This is a genomic window from Paenibacillus lupini, from assembly GCF_011761355.1.
GTDB lineage: Bacteria > Bacillota > Bacilli > Paenibacillales > Paenibacillaceae > Pristimantibacillus > Pristimantibacillus lupini.
This window is the reverse complement of the sequence record NZ_JAASRW010000003.1, coordinates 797627-822555: the sequence shown is the minus strand read 5'-3', so window position 1 is coordinate 822555 and position 24929 is coordinate 797627. Positions and strand designations below refer to the sequence as shown.

23 protein-coding genes and 1 pseudogene are annotated in these 24929 nt (G+C 46.2%); 9 read left to right on the top strand and 15 right to left on the bottom strand.

Features of this window, described 5'->3' with window-relative positions; translation table 11 throughout:
- Nucleotides 1–197: 197 nt before the first annotated feature.
- Nucleotides 198–1061, top strand: coding sequence for a methyltransferase domain-containing protein (locus tag FHS17_RS13280; RefSeq protein WP_167278860.1), 864 nt, complete (start codon nucleotides 198–200; stop codon nucleotides 1059–1061).
- On the opposite strand, the gene FHS17_RS13275 is transcribed toward FHS17_RS13280, so the two are convergent.
- The 5 genes and pseudogenes from FHS17_RS13275 to FHS17_RS13255 all read right to left on the bottom strand — a co-directional run bounded on the left by FHS17_RS13275 (nucleotide 1030) and on the right by FHS17_RS13255 (nucleotide 5586).
- Nucleotides 1030–1386, bottom strand: coding sequence for a hypothetical protein (locus FHS17_RS13275; protein ID WP_167278859.1), 357 nt, complete (start codon nucleotides 1384–1386; stop codon nucleotides 1030–1032). The two genes, FHS17_RS13280 and FHS17_RS13275, sit on opposite strands and share 32 nt — an antisense overlap.
- A gap of 45 nt (nucleotides 1387–1431) precedes the next feature.
- Nucleotides 1432–1710 (bottom strand): annotated as a pseudogene (locus FHS17_RS13270) (GNAT family N-acetyltransferase); the annotation flags it as partial.
- Nucleotides 1711–1757: 47 nt separating this feature from the next.
- Complete coding sequence (locus tag FHS17_RS13265) at nucleotides 1758–2540, bottom strand: SDR family oxidoreductase (RefSeq protein ID WP_167278946.1); 783 nt, start codon at nucleotides 2538–2540, stop codon at nucleotides 1758–1760.
- Nucleotides 2541–2733: 193 nt separating this feature from the next.
- Nucleotides 2734–3267, bottom strand: coding sequence for a VOC family protein (locus FHS17_RS13260; RefSeq protein WP_167278857.1), 534 nt, complete (start codon nucleotides 3265–3267; stop codon nucleotides 2734–2736).
- Nucleotides 3268–3498: 231 nt separating this feature from the next.
- Nucleotides 3499–5586: a right-handed parallel beta-helix repeat-containing protein gene (locus FHS17_RS13255; protein ID WP_167278856.1), complete on the bottom strand. Its 2088-nt coding sequence runs from the start codon at nucleotides 5584–5586 to the stop codon at nucleotides 3499–3501.
- A 205-nt stretch (nucleotides 5587–5791) separates the two neighbouring features.
- On the opposite strand from FHS17_RS13255, the gene FHS17_RS13250 reads away from it, so the two are divergent.
- From FHS17_RS13250 to FHS17_RS13230, 5 genes are all read left to right on the top strand, one after another.
- Nucleotides 5792–8101, top strand: coding sequence for a helix-turn-helix domain-containing protein (locus tag FHS17_RS13250; protein ID WP_167278855.1), 2310 nt, complete (start codon nucleotides 5792–5794; stop codon nucleotides 8099–8101).
- 178 nt (nucleotides 8102–8279) lie between these two features.
- Nucleotides 8280–9272, top strand: coding sequence for an ABC transporter permease subunit (locus FHS17_RS13245; protein WP_167278854.1), 993 nt, complete (start codon nucleotides 8280–8282; stop codon nucleotides 9270–9272).
- Nucleotides 9273–9291: 19 nt separating this feature from the next.
- Complete coding sequence (locus FHS17_RS13240; RefSeq protein WP_208420345.1) at nucleotides 9292–10170, top strand: carbohydrate ABC transporter permease; 879 nt, start codon at nucleotides 9292–9294, stop codon at nucleotides 10168–10170.
- Nucleotides 10171–10297: 127 nt separating this feature from the next.
- Nucleotides 10298–11866: an ABC transporter substrate-binding protein gene (locus FHS17_RS13235; RefSeq protein ID WP_167278853.1), complete on the top strand. Its 1569-nt coding sequence runs from the start codon at nucleotides 10298–10300 to the stop codon at nucleotides 11864–11866.
- A gap of 340 nt (nucleotides 11867–12206) precedes the next feature.
- The gene (locus FHS17_RS13230) at nucleotides 12207–12956 is read left to right on the top strand and encodes a class I SAM-dependent methyltransferase (RefSeq protein WP_167278852.1); all 750 of its coding nucleotides are present in this window, start codon (nucleotides 12207–12209) and stop codon (nucleotides 12954–12956) included.
- 282 nt (nucleotides 12957–13238) lie between these two features.
- Here FHS17_RS13230 and FHS17_RS13225 read toward each other — a convergent pair whose 3' ends face one another.
- The 3 genes from FHS17_RS13225 to FHS17_RS13215 all read right to left on the bottom strand — a co-directional run bounded on the left by FHS17_RS13225 (nucleotide 13239) and on the right by FHS17_RS13215 (nucleotide 14842).
- Nucleotides 13239–13556 (bottom strand): thioredoxin family protein, encoded by a 318-nt coding sequence (locus FHS17_RS13225; protein WP_167278851.1) that lies wholly within the window; start codon nucleotides 13554–13556, stop codon nucleotides 13239–13241.
- Entirely contained in the window at nucleotides 13553–13924 is a 372-nt protein-coding gene (locus FHS17_RS13220) for a MerR family transcriptional regulator (protein ID WP_167278850.1), read from the bottom strand. The genes FHS17_RS13225 and FHS17_RS13220 overlap by 4 nt, the downstream gene beginning before the upstream one ends.
- A 117-nt stretch (nucleotides 13925–14041) precedes the next feature.
- Nucleotides 14042–14842 carry an AraC family transcriptional regulator gene (locus FHS17_RS13215; protein WP_167278849.1) on the bottom strand — a complete coding sequence of 267 codons (801 nt, stop codon included), beginning with the start codon at nucleotides 14840–14842 and terminating at the stop codon, nucleotides 14042–14044.
- 117 nt (nucleotides 14843–14959) lie between these two features.
- Here FHS17_RS13215 and FHS17_RS13210 point away from each other — a divergent pair, with 117 nt between their 5' ends.
- Nucleotides 14960–16180 (top strand): MFS transporter, encoded by a 1221-nt coding sequence (locus FHS17_RS13210; RefSeq protein ID WP_167278848.1) that lies wholly within the window; start codon nucleotides 14960–14962, stop codon nucleotides 16178–16180.
- 71 nt (nucleotides 16181–16251) lie between these two features.
- Nucleotides 16252–16515, top strand: coding sequence for a hypothetical protein (locus FHS17_RS13205; protein WP_167278847.1), 264 nt, complete (start codon nucleotides 16252–16254; stop codon nucleotides 16513–16515).
- Between the two features lie 57 nt (nucleotides 16516–16572).
- Here the strand turns inward: FHS17_RS13205 and FHS17_RS13200 are convergent, their stop codons facing one another.
- From FHS17_RS13200 to FHS17_RS13170, 7 genes are all read right to left on the bottom strand, one after another.
- Nucleotides 16573–17601: a LysM peptidoglycan-binding domain-containing protein gene (locus FHS17_RS13200; protein WP_167278846.1), complete on the bottom strand. Its 1029-nt coding sequence runs from the start codon at nucleotides 17599–17601 to the stop codon at nucleotides 16573–16575.
- Between the two features lie 207 nt (nucleotides 17602–17808).
- Nucleotides 17809–18066, bottom strand: coding sequence for a hypothetical protein (locus FHS17_RS13195; RefSeq protein WP_167278845.1), 258 nt, complete (start codon nucleotides 18064–18066; stop codon nucleotides 17809–17811).
- 4 nt (nucleotides 18067–18070) lie between these two features.
- Nucleotides 18071–19306, bottom strand: a complete 1236-nt coding sequence (locus tag FHS17_RS13190) for a Ger(x)C family spore germination protein (protein ID WP_243865316.1) — start codon at nucleotides 19304–19306, stop codon at nucleotides 18071–18073.
- Complete coding sequence (locus FHS17_RS13185) at nucleotides 19303–20409, bottom strand: GerAB/ArcD/ProY family transporter (protein ID WP_243865315.1); 1107 nt, start codon at nucleotides 20407–20409, stop codon at nucleotides 19303–19305. The genes FHS17_RS13190 and FHS17_RS13185 overlap by 4 nt, the downstream gene beginning before the upstream one ends.
- Entirely contained in the window at nucleotides 20410–21987 is a 1578-nt protein-coding gene (locus FHS17_RS13180) for a spore germination protein (RefSeq protein WP_167278844.1), read from the bottom strand.
- Complete coding sequence (locus FHS17_RS13175) at nucleotides 21977–23116, bottom strand: GerAB/ArcD/ProY family transporter (RefSeq protein ID WP_167278843.1); 1140 nt, start codon at nucleotides 23114–23116, stop codon at nucleotides 21977–21979. Before FHS17_RS13175 ends, FHS17_RS13180 begins: the two co-directional genes overlap by 11 nt.
- A 147-nt stretch (nucleotides 23117–23263) precedes the next feature.
- Nucleotides 23264–23860, bottom strand: a complete 597-nt coding sequence (locus FHS17_RS13170) for a TetR/AcrR family transcriptional regulator (RefSeq protein WP_167278842.1) — start codon at nucleotides 23858–23860, stop codon at nucleotides 23264–23266.
- 162 nt (nucleotides 23861–24022) lie between these two features.
- On the opposite strand from FHS17_RS13170, the gene FHS17_RS13165 reads away from it, so the two are divergent.
- On the top strand, nucleotides 24023–24883 hold the full coding sequence (locus FHS17_RS13165) for an SDR family oxidoreductase (RefSeq protein WP_167278841.1): 861 nt from the start codon (nucleotides 24023–24025) through the stop codon (nucleotides 24881–24883).
- The last annotated feature ends 46 nt before the right edge of the window (nucleotides 24884–24929 follow it).

The window sequence follows — 24929 nt, the reverse complement described above, 5'->3', positions numbered from 1 at the left end:
TCTCCTCCTAATCATAAAGCTACTATAAGTATACAATGTTCGTGCAAGATAAACGAATTTACATCATTAAGCTTTTGCAGGGGCATAAAACCAAACTCAACCACAAGTTGAGTCTCCTGAAAAATCAATTAGGAAGTTATTGTTCGTGCCAAACAACTTCAATAGAATGAGTAATAACAAAGGAGTGTGAGCGGCTTATGAAAGAGAAATTAGCGCGTAACATCAGCATTTATCGCAAAGAACGGGGTCTGACGCAAGAGGAACTCGCAACAAGGCTTGGCATTTCTTTTCAAGCTGTATCTAAATGGGAAACTGCACAGACGATGCCCGACCTTTCGCTGCTGCCTGAATTATGCCGTACCCTTCAAGTAAGCGTCGACAAGCTGCTTGGGTATGTGTCGCAGGATCAGCCCATTACGATCTACGAAGAGGAATATAAAACAGAGAATTATTACTGGGGAACTGAGCCAAACAGTGGTGTCTATGAGGTGCTGCAGCAATTGCCGCCAACTAGACGACTTAAGCTGCTGGATATCGGCTGTGGTGAAGGCAGAGACGCTGTATTTTTTGCACGGAATGGGTACGAGGTTACAGGGATTGATGTGTCGGACGCCGGGATTGAGAAGACGAAACGACTTGCTGACAGGGCCGGTGTCCATGTGGATGTTACCAAAGCGGATGTGTTGGATTTCAGGCTAGACTCGCACTACGACATTGTGTACTCCAGCGGTGTGCTTCATTATATAAAGCCGGAGTTCCGCCAGGAGATTTTCGCAAACTATAAACAATTTACGAATCCAGGCGGAATCCACGCTCTGAACGTATTCGTGAACAAGCCATTTATTGCGCCACCACCGGAAAAAGAACCACATGCCTACAAATGGCATTCGGGCGAGCTGCTCACCTATTACCATGACTGGCTGATCAAGGACAGCGCCGAGATCGTGTTCGACTGCAACTCCAGCGGCATCCCTCATCAGCATGCGATGAGTACGATTATGGCTCAGAAGGTATATGTAAAATTTCACCCTAGAACCAGTCGGGATGCTCACCTCTTGTAATTACTCCATCCATGGGAAAAATCATTCTATTAAACTTCCCTGTATCGGCATCAATGGTAATGAGAATATCGTCAAGGTAGATATCCCATACTGTATTCCCTGTTGCTTTATTCCAAAACGTATCATTGTCTAGAATAATATATGTAGGTATACTATCGGTTCTGTAAGTTAAGTCCAAGTGATGATTAACTGAATCGAGATACAATCTCGCTTTCGCTAGAGCTTCTTGTTCCGTAAGCAGCGGTTTTTGCATTTCGTAAACGCCATAAATAGCTGCAATAATAAACAAAGCGATACAACAAGAAGCTAATAATTTTTTTACCATTTTAATGTTACCTCGCTCACGTCTTTCACTAACTCCAAATAAGGTTTAGAAGATAGCTTTCTTAAAGTAATAATGGTTACTCCCGAGTGGGGCATCTTTAAACACGGCTGCTTCTTCATAACCATTCTTTATATAAAAGTTCGGGGCTTGGAAGCTAAAGGTATTAGGCTTAATAAACGTGCAATCTTTTTCTTTTGCAATGCGCTCAATTTGATGTAACAAATATGACCCATATCCTAATCCTCTTTGGGATTCCTCAACCCAAAGAATTTCTATTTCAATCCAATTCCAACAGAGAGTCGACAATAATCCACCAATCACTTTCTACTGCCAAAAGGCAGCCAATCTTTTTAATCAGTTGCCTCTACAGACTACTTATTTATAAAGCCGCCCTCTGAAACTATTCGCTGTCCCGTAACCCATCCTGCTTCATCACTCACTAAAAAGGTAATTAATCTTGCAGCATCTTCGGGCTGTCCAATTCTCCCCATTGGGAACATGGGCAGTAAATAGGACTTTACATCTTCATCCATCCAACCACTGTCCGTTGGACCAGGGTCAACTGCATTAACGGTAATCCCAAGCGGTGCGAGGCCAACCGAAAGCGGCTCGATTAATGCGGTTTGTGCACCTTTTGTAGCTAAATAAGCAAGATTATTGGCATCGTTACCTTTCGATACCATAAATATGATTCGTCCTGGTATTGAACCTGCATGTGCTTGTTCAAACCTCTGGGCAAATGTTGTTGATAGTAAGCTCGTACCTCTTATATTTACAGCATAATGGCGGTCAAATACTTCAGCGTCTAATGTCAGGTAATTTGACTCTGCCCAGTAAGTCGCATTATTTACGAGAATACTAGGAGTTCCTAACGTTTTCTCTGCATAATCAAGAATCTCATTCGCAGCAAGAGGATCCGCCAAGTCAACTTCCAAATGAGCAACTCTTACACCTAATTCTTCCAGCTCTTTACTTAGTTGATTCTCCCAGCCGCTATCTTCACCATATATTTGAGTTTTGTCGAAAGAGCCCCAATGTGTAAAAAGAATATCAGCCCCTTCTAAGGCCAACGCTCTACAAATGGCAGTTCCTATACCACGTTTACGACTTGCACCAGTAACGATCGCCACACGTCCCTTAAGTTTGTGTCCCATCAAGATCTCGACCTCCTTCTTGTCTCTTCAATTTATTTCCATTATCCAGCGAGTCAGCACAACAGGCAACCCCTCATTCTTCTACTTGATAGTAGAAACATTGACAACATAAAATAAAAAGCCGCTGTTATGCGGCTCTTAAATATACATCTGTTCTTGTACTTTATTTAATCACTGAATTCCAAGCTGAAACTCATTCTACATTCATTATGTCATTATACTTCTGAGCAATCCTAGCCCAGTCTGATTCCTCTTGCCCATATTGTTGTAACAGAGCTTTAAGCTTATCATCCATCTCTTGATTGACGGCTTGCTGCTCGTGCAAGCCTATATCGAGGGCGACCAACAGGATTTTCGCTATATCCAGATCACTGGCAATAAGCTTGCTCGTATCCTCCGGGAAGAACTTAGTCCACATCAGCGAGGCCGAATGGCTGTCTTCCTTCGAGTACATCAAATCATACAGAAGCTCGAAATGGTTTGCATGCTCCGGACTATCAATGGTTCTAAAAAACACGTTATCGATAGATAGCTTCGTATTAGGTGTACCTACAAAAAACGTATTTCCCCCAACATCCGTCAGTATAAACCGCCTATCTTCAGCCAAATCCTTCAGCTTGGAAATGCGAGGTATTCCACTGCGTGAGATTTTACCTGTCTTTTCTTTCAAAGATGAGGTAAAACGCTCATAGATTTGATCGACATCCTCAACCATGATATAGCACATATTCGGGTTCTCATTAGGCAATGTTTTTTTGCTGCCATAGAAATGTAATTCAATTGAACCATACTTCAGAACGGCATACGGATTAGGGCGAGTGTACAGCTTTTCGATTTGAAATCCTAGAATCTCATAAAATGCTGTCTGTTCTTTGAGCGATGGACACGGTAAAATCGGGATAATCTTCTCCAGACTTTCAACCCCTTAGCCAGATTAGTGTTCTAGACTAATACCTTGCTATTCGGCATCAGGTTTCATCCGTGGACCAAACTTCGAAAAATCAATATCCTTCCACCCAAGCGTGTAAGCTGGTGACTCCGCCACTAATCGATAATCACCATTCGCCTCATCCACGAAACCTATAGGTGCAAGTATCGTCTGTGCATCAAACTTCCCATCCTGCAGTTCCCGCCATGACTCCCAGGCATACAACTTACCCCAGACTTTGCTTACTCCAATTGATGGTGCAGGCAGTTCACCTGATACGATTGGTGCTTCGCCGCCGCGCCAATACAAATTACGATCGGCAAATGCCAGTCGCTCCTCGCTCCAATTGACATGGCAGTACATATTTCCTGAGTTGGATACGATATTTGACTCAATTATAATATCCCGGTTGCTCTCGCCAACCATCTCTTGCGTGCCAATGGCACATTCCGATTCATTATTTGTGATTAAATTGTTGATAATTCGGTTCCCGATCCCTTTCGAGAAAATCGCCATCCACAGCTTGCCTTCCCCCGTCTGGTACAAATGATCAAGTACATTGTGAGTAACCTCTACATCATTGGAGGCGTCATCAAGGTAAATGCCAAAGCCAAAGGAGAAATGAATACCGCTGTGATGCAGATGGTTCCCGTGAATCTGATTACCTCGGCCGATTCCCCAGGATTCGATCATCCCGCCATCCTGACTGTCCGTCATAACGTTGGATAGATCATTATGCCGAATACGGTTATTGCGGGTAAAAAGAAAGGAAGCATGGTTCTCCCACGTAACCGGAGTCTCCCACAGCTTGGCGGGCATCACCTGATAACGTAGTCCTTTCATCGAAATGCCGTACCGAGGCATATTCGATATCTGATTATGGGCGATATCACAATCTCCACTTTGGTAAAGGACGATTCCGCTGCCATGGCCAACGAGCTCTCCCCCACAGGTAATCACATTATCCGTAATGAGATGACCTTTATTTTGATTGGGAGCTATAGAGTCCTGAAAATCCCCTTCACCAGGAGCGTAACCCGAGGCGTAAATCCCAGTATGGCCAACTCGCTCAATTCGATTGCCAACTAACCTAACCTCTTCTGCACAACGATCCAAGTAAATGCCGCAAGTACCCGACTCCCGAATGACACAATGCGAGAGCTCAATGCTGCGAACAATACGCATATAGACAATACCGTTCCGATTCTCATCCGGTTCGGCGTTATCCATACCTGGTTCTTCTCTCATCATCCGGAAATCTTCATAGAAATCACTGCATTTAAGCGTTAATCCTGTAATGGTCAGCCCCGATACTCCTTGCTCCTCACTATCCCCTTGAATATCTAGCAGCCTGGTCATTAAAGGCGCCACCACGCGTTGGTCAAGTGGAGTCCCGCTTCGCGGACGATAGTAGAGTACACCAGTCTTTTCATCCAGATGAAACTGACCAGATTCCCGCAGGAACGTAAGCGATCCTTGCAAATAATAACGTGAGCCTTCTCCAATTCCCCAGCAGCTTGGTCTCTTAAACATAATTTTATGTTCAACATCATCAATAACAGCAACCGGAATCGTCTCGGCAAACCAATTCGCTTCCCCGCTGCCCGGCCAAATATAGGCTTGAATCCCCTCTGCAGCTAGCCCTTTCGGAAACTCACCCTCTCGATAACCAATACCTTCCCGTCCATCACCATCAATGGAAAGCGAATGATAATAGCCGGTTGCCGGCATTCTGGCTTTCGCGACACGCTCCCCATCTACATACAAGGTTTGGAATCTTACTCCCTGCGGAACATGCGCCGTCCATATGCCATCCCTGTAAGGCTCCCACTCCGTCAAGAACATCCCGCCGACCAGTACAGGTGTTTCGCCTTCTGCATTGCGGTAGATAACAGGACAGTTCTTTGCATCCGAATCCTCACAGCCGAAGCGAAGTGGTTCATTAAGGGTATAGGTACCCCCTCCGACAATGACGGTTATCCCTCCTGTCACGCCGCTTGCGATCATCGTTCTAACGGCCATTTGCGCTTCGCGTATACTTCGGAAAGGCTGTTCCTTACTGCCATTACCGTTCATACCTGCTGACGGACTAACATAGAGTACTTGTATTCCCTGCATTCCTGCACCGCCTTATGATCATCGTTTAGCTCCACACTGCCATATGTACGGAAAGGCTGTAAACTGCACAATATGCTAAAAAGCGTACGATCCCGGTATCTGCAGTTTATAAGGTGATTTTAGCTAAAATAACCCTTGCATAAGAAATTGATAGCGTTTACAACTATAATATAGACCTCATGCTTGATAAAGGAGTAGGATGCTCATGAAGGCATACGGCTACTTTACATCCAAGAAATATTTTAAACGTGTATTATTCTCAATCATGCTGACCATGGCTCTTATCCTCACGGGCTTATCCGCCGTTAACACCTACTTGCTGGAGAGGTCGGTTAAGAATGTCCAAGAGGAAGCGAACTTAAAGGTCCTTACTCAGACGCAATACAACCTTTCTTATATGAATGAAATTATTGTGCATCTATCCTCTTTCGCCTATCGGGATAATGCCTTGATCCCTCTCATGTTTAGCAGCAGTCTTCCCAAAATGGATTATATTCGCGGCTATCAGCAGATGTACAATATGCTCGAAAGCTCTTCTTTCCTGCACATGATGTCTGTTTATAATGCGACATCAGGAGAGCTTTATGGATCCTCCAGCGACTTTCTTGTAGATGGCGGTACGACGAAAAGCAGCATTCTTCAATGGCTGCTGCATACCAATGACAGCTTGCCCGCATCCAGACTCATCCCGTTCAGCTTTAGTAACTCCAATGGCATTGACGCCTTTGCTTTTATCGTGACAGATACGTATCGGCCTTTTACCCCGGATCAATCGGCGATTATTTTATTCATCAAGCCTGACTGGGTATTCGAGAGTCTTAGCAAGCTGAATGGTACCGGTAATGGGAATACCGGGGACATTCTGATTCAGACATCCAGCGGCCAATTGTTCGAAAGCGGTGATTCCTCCCAGACTTTCAATCAGGAGGATATCGGGCGATTGATTCGTAATGATAACGCAGGGGAACCAAGCGAATCCGGTTTTGTTATTGGCAAGGCCGGAGGGCAGAAGGTTATGGTGACTTATCTTCGTGGTATTGGTGACTGGACCATTCTTTACATGCAGCCTTACAAGCAATTAATGCAAGCCGTCTCGGATATGCGTACACGGAATTTGATGCTTACCGGCGCTTTTATCCTTATTTCCATCGGGATCTCCATCTGGCTGAGCTATAAGCTTTATGGCCCCATTGAAACGATGATGAAGCGAATCCTGCCGCATATGCGGAACATTCAGGAGCCTTCCCCCAGATCACGCAGCGAGCTGGATGCAATGAGTGATGTTTATGAGCAGTTATCCGGACAGCTGCAGGAGATCAGCTCCGAGCAGATTGTACGTAAATATTATATCCGTAAATTTCTGACCGACAGCAGGAGCCTTTCGGAGATGGATATGCGGCAGTTAATTATGAAGCATGAGCTGCAGCTTGCCCCAAGCGGTCCTTATATGGTGTGTACCCTTCGGCTTGACCGCTACGATGAGTATGAGCGAAGAACATCTCCAGAGATGAAGAAGCTGCACAGCTTTGCCATTACGAATATTACAAAAGAAATCATGTCCCAGACTTTCGGCTGTGAGATCATCGACATGCAGCAGGATCATTTTACTTTTATCCTATCCGGCATGCCACTTGATATAGCGGTCATTAAGCCTTTAATAGCAGACGTTCAGCAAGTTCTCGACCGCTACTATTCCCTCTCTCTTACATGCGGCATCAGCGACAGCACGGGGCAGCTTAACCAGCTGTCTTCCAGCTATTATCAGTCCTACCAGCTTAGCCAATACAGTATACTGATGGGTTATCAAGCCACTATAGAAGCCCAGAATATACGTACAAATCTGGATAACAAGCAGAAATCTCTGCCTGATGATGTTGAGAAGAAGTTATCGGAAGCCATCAGGAAAGGGAAGCTAACCGATGCTGGAAGTGAGCTTGAGCGGGCATTCGACATTCTAGCAAAGCTGCAGCTTGAGGATATGAGAAGGGCGATATCGGATATGGCGTGGATTATCAAAAATGCAGCGGCCGATATTACGAGCAACCGGATCACCCACCTTTCGATGGATGTCGAGCGTATCCCGCTCCTGCCACAGGACTACTACACACTCGACGAGCTGCATATGGCTTTCTTATCTCTTTGCACAGCCATCTGTGAAGAAGCAAAACCCTCCAGTATGGAGCGTAATGAGATGATTATCGAGACCGTCAAAGAGCTTATCTGGCAAAAATACGCCGACTACAATCTCAATCAGCAGTCCATTGCCGCAACGGTCAAATTAAGCTCCGCTTATGTTGGTAAGCTGTTCAAAGACAGCTGCGGATTAACGATTACCGAATATCTGAATGATGTTCGCTTGAGCAGAGCGCAAGACCTGCTGCTTAAGGAGGACAGTACAATCATGGAGATCATGGAGAAGGTTGGCTACGGCAATCAAAGCTACTTTTTCCGCTTATTCAAAAGCAAGTTCGGCAGCACGCCAAAGGAATTCCGGATCAAGAAATCGATATCTTAGGCCAAACCGCCTGCTATCCTACCAAGGAAGCAGGCGGTTTTTGTATGCCGCAAACCTGTAATAAACAGTAATTCGCAATAAGTACACCTCACTTCTACAGCTTTTCAATGATTGAACTCTATCTCTTACAATCACGGTCATGGCATGCTGGACTCAGCAAAGAATGGAGGAGATGCACTTGTCCAACGTCCCGTCTGCCGGTGTTCCCAGCGGTCCGGAAACGCCTACTAGCCTTAAGAAGCCCAAACAAAAAAACTGGCTTGCCAAGGAGTTCTGGCATATCCGCCGAAACCGCGAGCTGCTCTTGCTTGCTCTGCCCGGCATCTTATTCAAATTAGTTATTGCTTACATGCCCATGGTCGGGTTAATCCTGGCCTTCAAATATTTCCGATATGATCAGGGGATATTCGGCAGCAAATGGGTTGGTCTTCAAAACTTCGAGTTTCTATTCAAGGCGCAGGATGCTTTCCGAATTATTCGCAACACGCTTCTCTACAACTTTACTTATATTCTACTCACGATGGCCGTCTCTCTCTTGCTGGCCCTGCTGCTCAATGAGCTTAGCGGAAAGCTGGTAAAAGTGTACCAGACTACCTTGTTCCTTCCCTACTTCATCTCCATGGTACTGGTCGGCTATATCGGCAGCGCCTTTCTGGACTTCCAGAACGGATATCTGAATACGGTTCTTACTTTCTTTGGTCTAAAGACGCATAACTGGTATTTGGAAACAACACCATGGTTGTTCATCCTGCCGCTTGTTGCGCTTTGGAAAGGCGTCGGCTTCTCCACTCTTGTCTATTATGCCGGCATTACGGGGATCAGCACCGATTATTATGAAGCTGCAAGGCTGGACGGTGCTTCCCGTGTACAGATGATGACCCGTATAACACTCCCGCTTCTGAAGCCGCTTATCATCATCTTGTTTATTCTTGGTCTCGGCAATATTTTCAGAGGGGACTTCGGGCTGCATTACTTCGTTCCGAATAACGTTGGGCCAAACTTCCCGACCACTGATATTATCGACACCTACGTCTACCGTGCCTTGACGAAGCTTGGAGATATTAACTCCGCTGCTGCCGTTGGGTTCCTGCAATCTGTAGTAGGACTTATAACCGTCGTATCTGCCAACTTGATTGTACGCCGCATTGACAAAGACAATGCGCTTTTCTGACTGAGGAGGCCATCTGCCCATGAAGCTTAAATTCGCTGATTCTATCATTAATCTGTATTTCATTATCGTCTGTTTCCTGATCGCTATGCCCTTTGTTCTTGTGGTCGCCATCTCGCTCACTTCGGAGAACAGCCTTCACGATTTCGGCTATCAGTTTATCCCTAAAGAATGGAGCCTGGAGGCTTACCGCATTGTATTCGAGAAGCCCGAATCCCTGCTGCGGGGCTACGGAGTGACAATTACGATCACCATTGTTGGCACCTTGTTGTCGCTCTTCATGACTGCATTAATTGCTTACCCGATTTCCCGGAGTGATTTCCGCTATCAGCGGCCGCTGACGTTTTATGTCTTCTTCACAATGCTGTTCAACGGGGGGTTAATCCCGTTCTACATTCTGATGACTCAGTACCTGCATTTGAAAAATTCACTCGCCGCTCTCATCATTCCTACCGTGATGAGTCCGTTCAACATCATGATTATGAAAGGCTTCCTCGATAAAATATCTAAGGAAATTATCGAATCGGCGAAGGTAGATGGCGCGAAGGAGTATCGAATCTTTTTCCAAATCATATTACCGCTCTCCACACCTGCTCTTGCAACTCTTGGCCTGTTCATCGCCTTTGGCTACTGGAACGAATGGTTCTACGCGCTGCTCTTTATCGACAACGATAAATACGTTCCGCTTCAGCTGCTGCTAGTACGGATCTTATCGCAGGCCGAGTTTCTTGCAAATTCGCCGATGGCTGAAGTGGCAGATAAGCTCAAATTTGCACAGTTCCCAACCTTGACCGTCCGGATGGCCATGGCGATTGTTGCGAGCGGACCGATGCTGTTCATCTTCCCTTTCTTCCAGAAGTACTTTGTAAAGGGGTTAACGGTGGGCTCCCTCAAGGGATAACTAATTGAGTGATGTCATCATTCTTTTTAGGAGGTGGTCTGGACATTTTGCTTGTTTTGCTTGGCTTTAGCAGGTTTGCTTCAAGAAGTGTAGTAATACTAAATTAGGAACTATAATTGGAGGGTTCATGGTGAACAACAACAAAAAGAATCGATTGATCGCCAAACTTCTGTCTGTCACCTTATTGTTTGTCATTCTCGCTGCTTGCTCCAGCAATAACAACGGGAACAATAATGCAACGCCTGCACCTACTACAGAACCTACTACTGCTGCCAGCGATGCGCCTGCTGAATCGACCGAACCGGCTTTGGATCCCGTTAAGCTTACGTTCATCTATCCCGTTGCAGCCGACCCAGGTCCAGACCAGAAGCTGGTCAATGAAGAGATCAATAAATATTTGCAGGAAAAAATCAATGCGACCGTTGAACTGAAACCGCTCACATTTGATGAATACGAGCCGAAGCTAAATGCCATGCTCGCTGCTAACGAGAATTTCGATATTGCATGGAGCTCCAAAGGCTGGCTCGGCAACTATCAGCCATACATTGACCGCGGTGCTTATCTTGAGCTGACCGATGACATGATCGCCAAATATGCGCCGGAGGCTCGCGCGAATATTCCAGATAAATTCTGGCCTGATATGCTTGCTGCAGACGGCAAAGTATACGGCTTCCCAATCTACCAAGTAGCTGCTAAGCAGAAAAGCTTGATTATCCAAAAACGCTTTATCGATAAATACAGCCTGGACGTCTCCACTATTCATAGCTACAGTGACATCGAGCCTTTCCTTAAAACTTTGAAAGAGAACGAACCAGATGTAGTTCCACTCGGATTGGCTCAAAACTCCCGTGGCATGTACATTGATCCAAAAGCAGTTGGTACAGACGGCTCTCCTGTGTTCTATATGAAGGATGATCCAGCCTATACGTTATCTACATTCCTGAACACAGCGAATGATCGCCTTCCTTATTTCCAAAAGCTTCATGAATGGTACGAGAATGGTTATATCAATCAGGATGCTCCTGTCCTGCAGAACATTAATGATCTGAAAGCAAAAGGAAATGTTGCCGTATCCATCGAGTTCACTTCTAAACCAGGTGGCGAGATTGGCGAAAAAGCGATCAACGGCGGCAATGATGTCGTATACGTTCCGATCTCCGACAGCTATTTCACAGGTATTGCAAGCGCTATGCATGTTGTTAATAAAAGCTCAAAGAACCCTGAACGTGCTCTGATGCTTATTAATCTTCTGAATACCGATAAATATTTATACAATTTGATTTGTAACGGAATCGAAGGCACGCACTACAAGAAAGTCGACGATACCTTTATTGAACCAATTGAAGGCTCCGGCTATACTCCTAACGGAGACTGGGTATTCGGCAACCAATTTAATGCGTATCTGAAACCAGGGCAAGCAGCGGACACTTGGCAAAAAACGATTGAATTAAACGATAATGCCGTTGTACTTGCGAGCAGCGGATTTACTGTGAATGAAGAAAGTGTAAAAGCGGAAATCGCCAATATCAACGCCGTGAAAAACGAATATGAAACAGCGCTCGAGACTGGTGCGGTTGATCCAAACAAAGTACTTCCCGAGTACGTATCCAAGCTGAAAGCATCCGGTGCTGAGAAGGTAGACCAAGAGGTTGCGAAGCAGTGGGATGCGTTCCTGACGCAAAAAGGATTGAAATAAGATAAGATTCTGATAACACGGCAGGGCTGCCCTAAGGGCAGCCTTGTTTGTTTTTCTTTTATTGATTTGTCATTGAAATGCCAAAGTGCAGGTAAATAAGCACTACATGTATGTTCTAGCCATTCCTGATGTAAAAATGCAGGTAAATCCTACGGAATTAACCTGGGCGGAACGATTAGGAGGGATCATCCTGTACTTTCGCATTTTGATGATCTCGTGAATCGAGAAAATGACATGTATTTTTGCATTATAGAATACAGTCAGTCCATTTAGTTATATCTAAACTTTATCTCGCATTACGTTAATCTTTGTAGCTATAGTAGGTAGTGGGTGATCATCAATGAACGAGATCGAATACAAACAATTTTATGATAAGGTTGGCAAGATGAACGGTTGGGATTTCAGCCATGTGAAATGTATCTCAGAGGGTTTGCAATGGAATTTCGCCAAAGAAGTGATAACACGAAGCAAGACGTCGGATCTTTTGCTTGATATCGGAACTGGCGGTGGCGAATCGATATTGCCGATTGCTGATTCAGTACTGCTGCTAACGGGAATTGATCGATCTGAGCAAATGATTAGAACAGCCATCGAAAATGCCAATCGGTCAGGCAAATCTAATGTTCGTTTTCTGCAAATGGATGCTGAGAAACTCGACTTCCCAAGGGAATTCTTTGATATGATCACTTGCAGACATTCGAATTTCAGCGCCAAGGAAGCTGCTAAAGTGTTAGTTAAAGGCGGCATCTTCATTACACAGCAAGTCAGCGAGGATGATAAGTTGAACCTCAAAGAAGCTTTCGGAAGAGGGCAAGCTTGGGGAACTACAGCAGGCAAACTTAGGGAGCAGTACTTGACAGAACTAAAGGAAGCTGGCTTTACAGATATACAGTCGTTTGATTTCGACGTTACGGAATATTATCAAACCGTTGAAGACTTGGTTTTCCTGTTGACGCACACGCCTATTATTCCTAGCTTCGGAGAAAACGAGCACGACTATCGCATCCTTTATCAATTTGTTTTAGAGAATCAAACTAATAAAGGAATCAAAACCAATGCTGCACGTTTTGTGATTACAGCTAGGCTGTAGAACAGTAATTGCCCAAATCGGGCAAACCGACGTATGCTAGATTGGAATTCATCCAATCTAATCTGCCGCAAATCCATTGTGGTAAAGGTACGTTGGAATTCATACAGTCAATTTGACAAGTAATGCTGCAGCAGGCTCCTAGGTACTGAATTTCACTGCATGGAATCCAATCTAGCTGCCTCCTACAATATAATGGAGGCCATTTCGCTGTACAGAATCCAATCTAGCCAGTATTTATAAAAAACAGCCGCGGAAAATTTCCGCGGCTTCTTAGCATTGCCGTTACGCATACTTGGCAATCGCTTGTTGATATACATCCTTTGGCCGGAGGCCAATAAACTTGTCTGCTGGCTCGCCGTTATGGAAAACAATAACGGTTGGCATCGACATGACGCCAAACTGCGAGGCAATGTCCGGTGATTCGTCGCAGTCTACCTGCAGAATCGATACCCTCTCTCCTTCTTCCTGCTGCAGCTCATCAAGAATGGGGAGCAGCACTTTGCACGGCGGGCACCATTTTGCTCCAAACTCGACCAGTGTTACACCTTGCTGCCGAATTGCATTCGCAAAGCCAACATCATCAATCTTGGTTACACTCATTTTCTCTCCTCCGCTTCCTTCTGTTCATCTAGAATCGACTGAATGCGGTCTTCGAGGTTGGTTTTAATATTGTTCAGCAGATGGATTTGAGACTCAATTTCTTCGAGCTTCTGACGGTAAATCGGGAGTACCTCTTGGCAGAACGACTCTTTATTCATCAAGACACAGTTTAAGAAGCCTGCAATCTGCTCCGTCGATAAGCCAAGATGAAGATACAGCTGAATCGTCTTCACCTGCTCCTCCGCAAGTGGTGAATACTCTCGATAACCATTATCCAGCCGGATTGGTGTTAGCAGGCCTTGCTCCTCATAATAACGCAATGACCGCAGACTAACTCCGGTACGCTCCGACAGCTCTCCGATTTTCATCCTTTAACGCCTCCTGCATCGTCGATTCGAGTTGATTATATACCCTGACATTAGTGTGAGGGTCAAGCGGCATTTTGCACAAAGACCCTTCCGAATCGGAAGGGTCTCTCTCTTGCTTCATTGAAGTCTATAAGCTTGTGGCGTTACACCGGTCATCTTCAGAAAAGCACGGTGGAATTGACTGGTACTTGAGAATCCAAGATCCACGCTTATTTGACCAATTGTAGCATCTGAGCGGCGCAGCCGGTTCATGGCTTCCTTAATCCGCAGCTTAAGCAAATATTGATACGGCGTTGTTCCTGTTGCTTCCCGGAAGGAACGAATGAAATGATAGCGGCTTTGCAGCGCAATTCCAGCTAGCTCATCAATATTAATCATCTCTTCGTAACAGTCATGAATGTAGGATAAAGCCCGAAGGATATGCGGATCCGAAATACCTTTAGGCATTCGTTCCTTCTCACCAAGCTTCAGCATTCCACCCAGATAAGAGACAACATCCTGCTCCACTTCCTGCACAGCAAGCGGATCGGCCAAGGCCTGACCTTGTATAAGAGCCAGCATCCATTGACGGAAACGGCCGACTATATCATCAGCCTGAAAAGTCTGCTTAATATCATGACCCGTTCCAGCTATAAATTGCGGATCAATAGATGCCATCCCACCGTTCCCACGTTCACGCACCTTCAGGATAATAACAGAAGACTGCTCTCCCAGATAAAAATGATGCTCCGTACCTGGCGGCTGAAGCAGGCCATTCCCTTCTTTCAGGCCATAGTTATGCTCTTCCTGCGTAAAATGACAAATACCCTTAATTGGCAGCGTAACCTGCATCCAATCCTCATGTATATGGGGAACATTCTTGAAGTTATGGCTTCCTTGCCATAACTCGATCCAATCCGTTTCTACCTTCATCTCCATGTCTCTTCACCTGCCATCATTATAGCAAAAGTTGCTCGGTTTGCAGCACTTTTCGCAACGACCTTGTTCCCCTTCTCCCGCTATACTGGAAAAAAATCAAAAAAGGAGTACAACGCAATGAATCAAACCGCTGCCATACAGGCACAACGCAACCCAGCGATCTGGATGCTGTTTGGTGTCAGCTTCGCCCATCTGCTGAATGATGCGATGCAGACTGCCGTGCCTTCTTCTTTTCCACTTTTTCAATCCACCATGCATCTGAGCTTTACCAAAATCGGCTGGGTTGCGTTTATGCTCAACATTACGGCGTCCTTACTCCAGCCCTTCATCGGATACATATCCGACCGCCGGCCAATGCCGTTTCTGCTTCCTCTTGGGATGCTCTTCTCCCTGGCAGGTGTAATTGGCTTCGCTTATGCAGACACCTTCTGGATGTTACTTGTATCTGCGACTCTTATAGGCGTAGGCTCGTCCGTTTTGCATCCGGAATCTTCCCGAGTAGCCCGAATGGCTGCTTCAAGCGGGAAGGGGATGGCACAATCGCTCTTCCAAGTAGGCGGTAATACTGGCCAAGCACTAGCTCCGCTGCTCGTTGCCTTCTTATTAATGCCGCATGGGCAGCAAGGCTTCTTATGGTTTACGATTTTCGCTGTCGTTGGCATCGCTGTCCAGATCATCATCAGCCGCTGGTACGCCAGTCAGCTTACATTCGCGGCATCCGCTAAGAAAGCTGCAAATAAAATGCTGGATGCACAGTCGCCGCATTCGACTATTTTTATTGCGGGCACCATGTTGCTGCTCATCATCCTGCTCTTCTCCAAATTCGTTTATATTGCGGGGATGACCGGTTATTACTCGTTCTATTTCATTGATCATTACAATCTGTCATTCGCCCGTGCCCAAATTTGCTTATTCGCGTTGCAATTCGCCGGCATGGTTGGCACCCTTCTTGGAGGACCACTTGCCGACAAGTTTGGCCGTAAAACAATGATCTGGATTTCTATCGCCGGAACAGCACCATTCTCTCTGCTGCTCCCTTACGTAAATCCCGGCATTGCCATGGTACTGTGCTGTGCAATTGGCCTGATTCTCATGTCCGGTTTCTCCGTTATTATCGTTTATGCGCAGGAACTGTTACCGCGTCATATCGGAACCGTATCCGGCTTATTCTTCGGCTTGGCGTTTGGCATGGGAGGCCTCGGCTCCGTCCTGCTCGGATGGCTTACCGATGTGAAGGATGTTGCCTTTACAATCGAGCTTTGCTCCTTCCTTCCGCTGCTTGGACTATGCGCCTTCCTGCTGCCGAAGGATTCGAAGCTGATGCGTAAAGCGATATAGAAATAAGCTTCACCTGCTCCTACTTTGATGACGATGTGCTGGAGATCAATCTGTTCCAAAGCGGCGAGTATATGACTGGACACTTATGGTGCTCTGAATCTACTCAAGAAGAGTATGAACTGGAAAGCAAAATAGCAGATGTCCCTATTCTCGCTGAACTGCTTGGTCATTCCCATTCCGAACAAATCATACAGACCCTTAATCAAGAAGATCCCGAGGCGGCTATTGAGCAGTTCGAGTCGATCCTGCAAATTCCACTATGGATTCATTCGGAATGGTTTGAAGATATAGAGGATGAAGAAATCATTAGTAAGTATGTAAAATATGATTTCTAATAAGTAAAGGAAAAAGAGGGGCTTTCACCCCTCTTTTTCACGTCCTGCTGTTCAAATTTATTTATGAATCGTAACCTCAGTACCATTCGGTATCATATCGAATAACCACTCTACATCCTCATTTAGCATCCGGATACAGCCGGCGCTGGCATTCGTGCCAATGGATGAGGGAGCATTCGTCCCGTGAATCCCATACTTCGTCCCTTGTGTATTCGGAACGCTGAGCCCCAGCCATCGGCTGCCTAGTGGATTCTTCGGATCGCCGCCGGGAATCCCCTTAGCGGAATACCAGGGATTTTCTATTTTCGTCATAATCTCAAAGCTTCCGGTTGGTGTTAGACCTGCCTTTTTCCCGCTGGCAATGTTAAAGCTCTTCTTTACCGTTCCACCGGATTTCACATATAGCTTGTTCTTGGTAATATCGATCTCAATGGAGAGCTTGGCCGGAACGATCCCTGCAGCCTTGCTTTCGAATTTGGTCCTATAATACGGGTTCGGTATTTGCAGATCATCTCCCGCCTGGATTTTACTGGAGGCTGCATCCATTCCATTTGCCTGGACGATAGCCTGCTGATAGTCCTGTGCTTTGAAATAGCGAACCGACAGATTATACAAGGTATCCCCTTTTAACACGGTATGTTTTCCTTCTCCTGACGGAAGCGGAATCCGGAGTGCCATACCGATTTTTAATCCGGTATCCGGGGAAGTTATCCCATTGTAAGTCATTAAGGCGTCCATATATTTCGTACGGTTGAAATAACGGTTTGTAATGGCATATACGGTATCTCCTTGCTGTACCGCATAATAATCCAGGACCAGTGGATTGTTTAACTTAATGACAGCTCCAGCCTTTAAGCCCGCTTTTGGATCCAAACCGTTAGCCTTTGCTACCTGCTCAAATTGCCCGGTCAAGTAGTACTTCTTGGAGATGGCAAACAACGTATCCCCCGGCTTCACTGTGTACGGAACGCTAATTGAGGACTCTTTGTTCTGGTTTGCCTCTGCGGCGCCCATGTTACTTGGGTAACTTATCACGACCATCATGACCATAATCATACAAAAGACCCACTTCAACTGCCTGCTCAACGATGATCACACCTTATGACAGAATAATTGCGGCTCATCAGATTCGCTGCTATTCGTCATAATTCCTTCTCATTCGTCAAAGGTGTCACACAATTGATACCATCGTAGGATAAACAAAAAAAGAAACCCGCACAATACGGGTTTCTTCGGAATCACCACTCGGTTAATATACCCACTCATACCAAAGGAACAAAGTCCCACTCCAAGCTAATCTATTCCCCAGCCAAGCATGGCATGCATCACATTCCTCAAAGGCCCCATACTCTTATTAATTAAGGCTACAGTAGTGCCCGCTGATACAGCTGGCCAATCCATAGCCATCCCTACCGCTATAGTGGTGCTCCAGGTCAACAGTACGATATATACGACCAAATCCTTGTACCATTTCTTACGAGTGAGCTGCTTCCCACCTATAATGAGCAGCACGACGTACGCCGCCAGTATGAGAATAACGAAGTATCCCATGGGCTCACTTCTCCCTTTTATCCATTAGATATTGGAACGATTTATTGCTGAGTCCCATCCGGGCCATTCGGAACTTTATCTTCGTCTCGAGCGGAGCCTCCTTAAAGACTTCATCCCAGTTCTTGCCCCACTCTTTCCACTGCTTCGGGTATTTACGATGCACTTTCTCTGCTGCCCCGAATATATCCGTGTTCATCTGCTGACCTTTCTTCCATGCATCCTGGAGCAAGGAGCTGATCTGCACTTGTCCACCTTGCTCAAGGCCCTGAATAACACCAGGTTTATATAAATCCTGCGCGCAATTTGATTCCAACAATGTCCCTGAGACATCAACATCTGCAGTAAAGGTAAGCTTGCTCCCGCGCAGCTTAGGAATAATTTTGGTTGAAGACTTTAAGATTTGAATCGTATCATATCCTTTCTTTCCTTCTCCACCTTCACAAGGAACTACGATGAAGGATTGCTGTACGCTATCACGCAGATAGGCGGCACCAAGCGATTCCTTACGACTCATCCAGCCGATCATTTTGTCATCCTTCAGCACAGCCAGACGCCCGAGCTTCAGCTTGGATGGAATAGAGGTATTGCTGAACGAATCCAGGGAAGAGGTATCCCCTGATCCTGACACAAAGATTTCAGGTACGACCGCACTTTTAGCATCACCCGTTAGCTCCATCGCCAACTGGTATACCGGAATATTCGGCAGAATGGAAGTATTCTTCATTTCGGATATAATGATTTCTTTCATTCCCGCCCCCGAAATAGCCTGCAGCTGCATGAACTGCTCTAGAATCTTTCTAGCCGTGCCGGGAGTAGCGAGCACACTCACGGTTTCCCTGGAACCCGAATTGCGGAAGTAGACATCAATAAGCTCATTAATCCCGCGGTTCATCGCTTTTTCACCAATAACAACGACTCGGTTATGAGCGAAAAACAGCTTGCGGGGGCTTTCGGAAAAACTGTGCATAATCGCATCACGAATCGTTTTGCCCTTTGTGGAGTACACGATAATAGGGGATTTTGGCCCACCGCCTCCTGAGCCGCCGGTTACCGAAGAGATTGCGGCTGGGATAACGACCTGATAAGAGACAATCCAGTTCTCACCATCCCAGTCGATTCCTGTTGCCGATGTAATAGCCACCTCGTTCAGCTCGATCCGATTCCAGCAGCCGGTTGTTGTCAAAGCAGCAAGAAGTAACAGAGCAGCACAAGCTATTCGTTTCATAACAAGTAATCTCATGACCTTTGTTTCCCTCCTTGCTTCCTTTTCCCCCGTGTGACTAGAAGACCTAGGGCAATCAGAATAGGCAGACCAACGTTTATAAGGAGCAGCTGCGGCATATTGGCCAAATTCTTATAACCGCTTTCCAGATTACGAGGCCATTCGCCCGCCGACGTTACGAATGCAAGAAGGCCTAACCCGAGCAGGACATGATGTTTACTCTTCAAACGAAGAGAATGGGTCAGACAATGCACCCCTGCAAACAGAAATACGGTTAATTTGATATACATCGTCAGAAACCAGACGGACACCGTAAAGATTTCTATCCGCTCCAGAAATTCGCCGACCTCCACAATCGCCATCACGTTAACAAAGGTATACGACAGCATCGGAACAAGCTGCGGTCCAAAGATGGTTAATGCCAACAAAATAACGAGCAGCAGCTGTGAAGAACTTAAGAGCGAGCCAAATAATCCTGCTCTTATAGCAGATGCTGGTTTTTTCATAAAGGGAGTCAATATAAGCAGAACCGACACCTCAGAGAGAAGGGCAATTGGAGGAAGGGATGCAACTGCCATTCTTGCTGCACTAGTATCAAACACGGGAATCAGCCTCTTAAAGTCAATATCCGTATACAGGATAAAGACGGATACCGGCACAACGATTAGAATCAGAAGAAGCACCATAAAAGCAGAGCGAGCGATAGCTTCTATCCCCTGTAAGACTGTAAAGACGGTTACCACTACCATCATACCTACCAGCATAAATAGAGGAGTCTCATCAAGCACCATATCGGATACAAAGTTGGCAAAAACCCTCACGATGACACAAAAGTTGTTGAAATAATAAATACCAAACATAATGCCAATAGCAATACCAATCGGTTTACCTAACCTGCCCTCCAGCCATTCAACAAAGTACTGTCCTTTATTGGCCTTACTTATAGCCGCTATGATTAGAGCCATAAGTAGACCGACGATACCCGCTATAACGCCTGAAATCCAAGCATCATGCTGAGCAATGCTGACCATAACACTTGGTATCGCTAACACCATGGTAGGGGCAATCGCACTTTGGATTAATGCGACTGTCTGCGTTGTCGAAATAGCGGGCTTCATCATCTAGACTCCTTCCTGATCAGGGCTAGGCTTCTGCCCGGCACCTGCCCTTGTTATGTTTTTATCGCTTGCAATATTAGTCGGACGAGTACGCATCGCCCACCAAGGGACACGAATCAGTACATCCTTCAAATTCGATGCAACAAACGGTGCAAAAGGCATCAGGTATGGCTTGCCGAAGGAACGTAAACCACACATGTGAGCAAGCAGGATCATCAGCCCCGACATAATACCAAACAACCCAAATGTCCCAGCCAGAATCATAAGTAAGAAGCGTATAAGTCGAGCTGCAACTCCCATATTTACAGCCGGAATTACAAAGCTTGCAATCGCCGTAAATGATACGACAATGACCATGGCAGCTGAAATAATACCAGCTTGAACCGCAGCCTGGCCAAGCACGAGTGCCCCAACAATCGAAATAGCAGGTCCGATAATGCGCGGCATCCGAACGCCTGCTTCCCGTAATATCTCGAAGGTAATCTCCATCAAGAATGCCTCAAGCAATGCGGGAAACGGAATACCTTCACGTTGTGCGGCCAAGCTGATGAGCAGCGAGGTCGGCAGCATTTCCTGATGGAAGGTGGTTATCGCAATATACAGCGACGGCAGCAGCATAGAGATAAAAAAGGAGGTCATCCGGATTATCCTTAGAAATGTCGCAATATCATATCGCTGGTAGTAATCCTCGCTGGATTGAAAAAACTTCACAAAGGTTACCGGTGCCTGAAGAACAAACGGCGTTCCCGATACCATAATAATGACTTGGCCTTCTAATATACCCGCACATGCCGCATCTGGTCGCTCCGTATTTTGGAGGAGAGGGAATGGCGTAAAGGCTCTGTCCTGAATAAATTCTTCAATATAACCGCTTTCGAGCACGCCATCTATATCGATGGCATCTAGCCTGCGGTGAACCTCCTTAATGACCTCAACCTCTGCGATCCCCTCCAGATAAACGATCGCAATATTTGTCCTCGTCTGATGTCCTATCATTTTGTAATCAAAACGTAAGTCTGGTGACTTTATAATTCGGCGGATAAGTGAGGTGTTGGTCCTCAAATTTTCGGTAAAGCCTTCCTTCGGTCCCCGTACAACGGTCTGGCTGCTTGGCTCCTCCACCGCTCGGGACTTGCCTCCGGTTGTATCAATAATAATGGCCCGCAGGCTGCCATCCACAACAAGAATGGTGCTTCCTTCCAGCATCGCATAGCATGCTTTATTGATCGAATTGACCTCGCCAAGCTTGCCGTTTGCGATCACCCGCTCGGTTAGATGATGATAAAGGCTCGACTCCACTCCGCCTTCGATATATCGATTGGCATCATCAAGAAGACCAAGCAGCATCGTGTTGAGTCCTATGCCATCTACAATGCCATCAATATATAGCAGTGCATAACGGGCATTATCAAATGAACGATGCTGGAGGGTACGGCATACGATATCCGCGCCCCCGCCTAGAAAGCGATGCAGACGTTCAATATTAATGTCCAAATCGGGAATAAGCACTTGCTCGGGTTTCGTTTCTTTTTTTGGTGCTTCATTCTCATACTGTTTGGTTGTCTTATCATCATTTGGCATGATTGCTTTCCTCACTAGTTGGATGGCTTGGCTGCTTATGGCTGCTGCCAGAGCGTACACCTTTTCTTAACAGCATAACGATCAGCAGTACCGCTGGTATAAGCATTTGAAAAATTGGAAAATGGTACTTCAAGTTTTGCTCGAACCCTACGTTAACCTGATGCATATAGCTCTTGAACCAAAACGAGCCGATGAATATACCAAGCCCGACTGGAATCGCGGCTATTCGCAGCGAGATGCCGAGCAAATAAGCAAGGGCAAGTGAAGCGCCCAAATAGTAAGCGGTCAATTTGACATACACGGCAGTGAAGAAGAGCAGAGCTACAAGTGGATCAATCCGCTCAAATACGTTGCCAATTGAAATATAGGTTGCTGCTTGAAGCAGTGGAACCGTACTCCAGCCAGCAAACGATCCAAGGCTGGAGATAATGACTACATTCATAAAGGTGATGAACATCCCAGCGAATAAATAGCCCATGATTGTCATTTTCATAATTTGGCTGAATTGCTTAAACTCGACATAGCGCCAGAACATGAGGAACAACACCATTTCACCAAATGGAAACGAAATAATCTCAGGAATAGCGGCGTCCCAGACCGGCTTGAACCCCTTCTCCAGGAATGGCAGCAGTCGGTTGAAATCAATAAGCCCTGAGCTGATCAGCAGAATATACAGGACCACATAAATCAACAGCAGAATAGGCAGCAGCATCTCTACCATCCGAAAGAATACACCTGGTCCTCCCATTACCGCATAGCCGCCAATCAGACAGATGATGAGCATAACGACCGATAAAGGCGTATCCGAGAGCATGAGCATAATAGACAAGTCTGCAAACTCACGAACGTTACGAATACACTTGTAGCAATAGTAGACGACATAGATGAAACCAAATGCGAAGCCAATGATTTTACCGAAATAAAGTTTATAAATCTCAATAAGATTCCGCCCCGGCTCCAGCTTTTGAATCTGCAAAGTCACTAAGCTAAGCAGCACCAGCCCGGCTAACACCCCTATAAAAACAGACATCCAGGCATCCTTCTCTGCCTTGCCTCCAAGAGCAAACAAGGAGGAGCTTCCGATCAAAAATAAAATGACCGTCGAAGCCATCTGCCTCAGCGTCACCATGACTTATCCCCCTCACGCGATGTGCCCAGTTTTGGTTTCCTTATCATGCACAGCGGGGTGGAAAAAAATGCATTAGCAAGAAAAGGTCAAGATATAAAAAAAGACATGGAGCGCTCTCCATGTCTTCAATCGTTATGCATCTATTGTTTATAAGGATTCTGCATCTGCCATGACTGGAGCCACGGCTGCTGCAACAACCTCCACTACCTCCCGCACCATCAAGTTCACCGACCTTCGCTGAGGATTACGACTCCACTGCAAAGCTGTCCCAAATATACCCCAACTGATAACCAAAGCAGTCGTTTCCAACATTTCTTCGGAGCTCGATGCGCGGTGCTCCTCCTTCAACCACCTAAGCAGCAGTTGATCAAGCTCTTTATGCATGGCGATTTCAAACAGCGGTTCAAATTGATTATCGCCGGGCGTCATGTATTGCCTGAACCGAATTAGAAACTCGAATACGGTTTGAATAATAATTTGCAGGCTGTTCATCCCCGTAATTCTAAGGTCGGGCAATTTGTCCTTCATGATCATCAGAAACTTCTCTCTCATCCAGCATTCCAGAAAAGCATTCTTATCTTCGAAATGCGCATAAAAGGTAGCGCGGTTGACTGTCGCTTGATTCGTAATATCCTGAATCGATATGGAATAAATGTTTTTCTTTTGCTCGAGCAGCTCCATAAAGGCAATCATCATCAACTGCCTCGTACGTTTCACTCGTGGGTCATTTGGATTAACAGGCATATTGTACCTCACTCTTCAGGATACAAAACCGACAGAACCAGGTATCTGTTGTCTACACAACGATAGCTCTCTATTGCTGATTGTTCGGCTAATGAAATCCGCTTATCCTTTCATTATGCCGTGTATGACGATGGCTAAGCAACACAGGAAAGGATGATAGAGATGATTATTGTAACAGGAGCAAACGGACAATTAGGACGGGCCGTAGTGGATCAATTACTTAAGCGAGTACCAGCAGAGACGATTGGCGTGAGTGTCCGCGATGTGACTAAAGCACAAGCACTTATAGAACGAGGAGTACGAGTCCGCAGAGGAGACTACGATGATGCCGCAAGTCTTGCCGATGCCTTCGAGGGAGCATCACAGGTGCTTATTGTTTCCTCCAACAGCTCGGGAGAGGCAACGATCCGTCAGCATCAAACAGCTATTGATGCTGCGAAGATGGCTGGAGCCGGCCGTATTCTCTACACAAGCCAGATGGGCTCATCACATACTTCGCATTTCGCCCCAATGGTGGACCATGCGGCCACCGAAGAGATGCTGCAAGATTCAGGTATACCCTACACTTCTCTTCGTAACGGCTTTTACACCGCTTCCGGCATTATGCTGCTTGGCCAAGCCATTCAGACAGGAATCTTGGCAGCTCCGGCAGACGGCCCCGTTGCTTGGACTTCCCACGCCGATCTCGCGGAACTAACGGCAACCCTGCTTACTGAGCAGCCTATTGACGGCGAGACCCCGGTGCTGACGTCTTCCGAGATGCTGGACCTGGAAGACATCGCAGCGGTAGCATCGGAACTGTCGGGACGTCCAATCCGCCGGGTTGTTATATCGGATGAAGAGTATCGTGACCAGCTGATTTCCTATGGCCTCCCCGAAGAACGGGCAGATCTGCTGCTCGGCATTTTCCTCGCAAGCCGCGAAGGAGAGTTCGCACGAACAGATTCCACATTAGCTAAGCTCATCGGCCGCACGCCAATGACTTTCCGGGATGTGCTGAAGGCATCACTGTCACTTGGTTAATCATAAAATGAACCCGGTTAATTGCAAACGGAGCAATTCGAATGAT

Coding starts and splice junctions, on each gene's coding strand:
- FHS17_RS13280 (WP_167278860.1), top strand. CDS start 198: ATGAAAGAGAAATTAGCGCGTAACATCAGCATTTATCGCAAAGAACGG.
- FHS17_RS13275 (WP_167278859.1), bottom strand. CDS start 1,386: ATGGTAAAAAAATTATTAGCTTCTTGTTGTATCGCTTTGTTTATTATT.
- FHS17_RS13265 (WP_167278946.1), bottom strand. CDS start 2,540: ATGGGACACAAACTTAAGGGACGTGTGGCGATCGTTACTGGTGCAAGT.
- FHS17_RS13260 (WP_167278857.1), bottom strand. CDS start 3,267: ATGTGCTATATCATGGTTGAGGATGTCGATCAAATCTATGAGCGTTTT.
- FHS17_RS13255 (WP_167278856.1), bottom strand. CDS start 5,586: ATGCAGGGAATACAAGTACTCTATGTTAGTCCGTCAGCAGGTATGAAC.
- FHS17_RS13250 (WP_167278855.1), top strand. CDS start 5,792: ATGAAGGCATACGGCTACTTTACATCCAAGAAATATTTTAAACGTGTA.
- FHS17_RS13240 (WP_208420345.1), top strand. CDS start 9,292: ATGAAGCTTAAATTCGCTGATTCTATCATTAATCTGTATTTCATTATC.
- FHS17_RS13235 (WP_167278853.1), top strand. CDS start 10,298: ATGGTGAACAACAACAAAAAGAATCGATTGATCGCCAAACTTCTGTCT.
- FHS17_RS13230 (WP_167278852.1), top strand. CDS start 12,207: ATGAACGAGATCGAATACAAACAATTTTATGATAAGGTTGGCAAGATG.
- FHS17_RS13225 (WP_167278851.1), bottom strand. CDS start 13,556: ATGAGTGTAACCAAGATTGATGATGTTGGCTTTGCGAATGCAATTCGG.
- FHS17_RS13220 (WP_167278850.1), bottom strand. CDS start 13,924: ATGAAAATCGGAGAGCTGTCGGAGCGTACCGGAGTTAGTCTGCGGTCA.
- FHS17_RS13215 (WP_167278849.1), bottom strand. CDS start 14,842: ATGGAGATGAAGGTAGAAACGGATTGGATCGAGTTATGGCAAGGAAGC.
- FHS17_RS13210 (WP_167278848.1), top strand. CDS start 14,960: ATGAATCAAACCGCTGCCATACAGGCACAACGCAACCCAGCGATCTGG.
- FHS17_RS13205 (WP_167278847.1), top strand. CDS start 16,252: ATGACTGGACACTTATGGTGCTCTGAATCTACTCAAGAAGAGTATGAA.
- FHS17_RS13195 (WP_167278845.1), bottom strand. CDS start 18,066: ATGGGATACTTCGTTATTCTCATACTGGCGGCGTACGTCGTGCTGCTC.
- FHS17_RS13190 (WP_243865316.1), bottom strand. CDS start 19,306: ATGAGATTACTTGTTATGAAACGAATAGCTTGTGCTGCTCTGTTACTT.
- FHS17_RS13185 (WP_243865315.1), bottom strand. CDS start 20,409: ATGATGAAGCCCGCTATTTCGACAACGCAGACAGTCGCATTAATCCAA.
- FHS17_RS13180 (WP_167278844.1), bottom strand. CDS start 21,987: ATGCCAAATGATGATAAGACAACCAAACAGTATGAGAATGAAGCACCA.
- FHS17_RS13175 (WP_167278843.1), bottom strand. CDS start 23,116: ATGGTGACGCTGAGGCAGATGGCTTCGACGGTCATTTTATTTTTGATC.
- FHS17_RS13170 (WP_167278842.1), bottom strand. CDS start 23,860: ATGCCTGTTAATCCAAATGACCCACGAGTGAAACGTACGAGGCAGTTG.
- FHS17_RS13165 (WP_167278841.1), top strand. CDS start 24,023: ATGATTATTGTAACAGGAGCAAACGGACAATTAGGACGGGCCGTAGTG.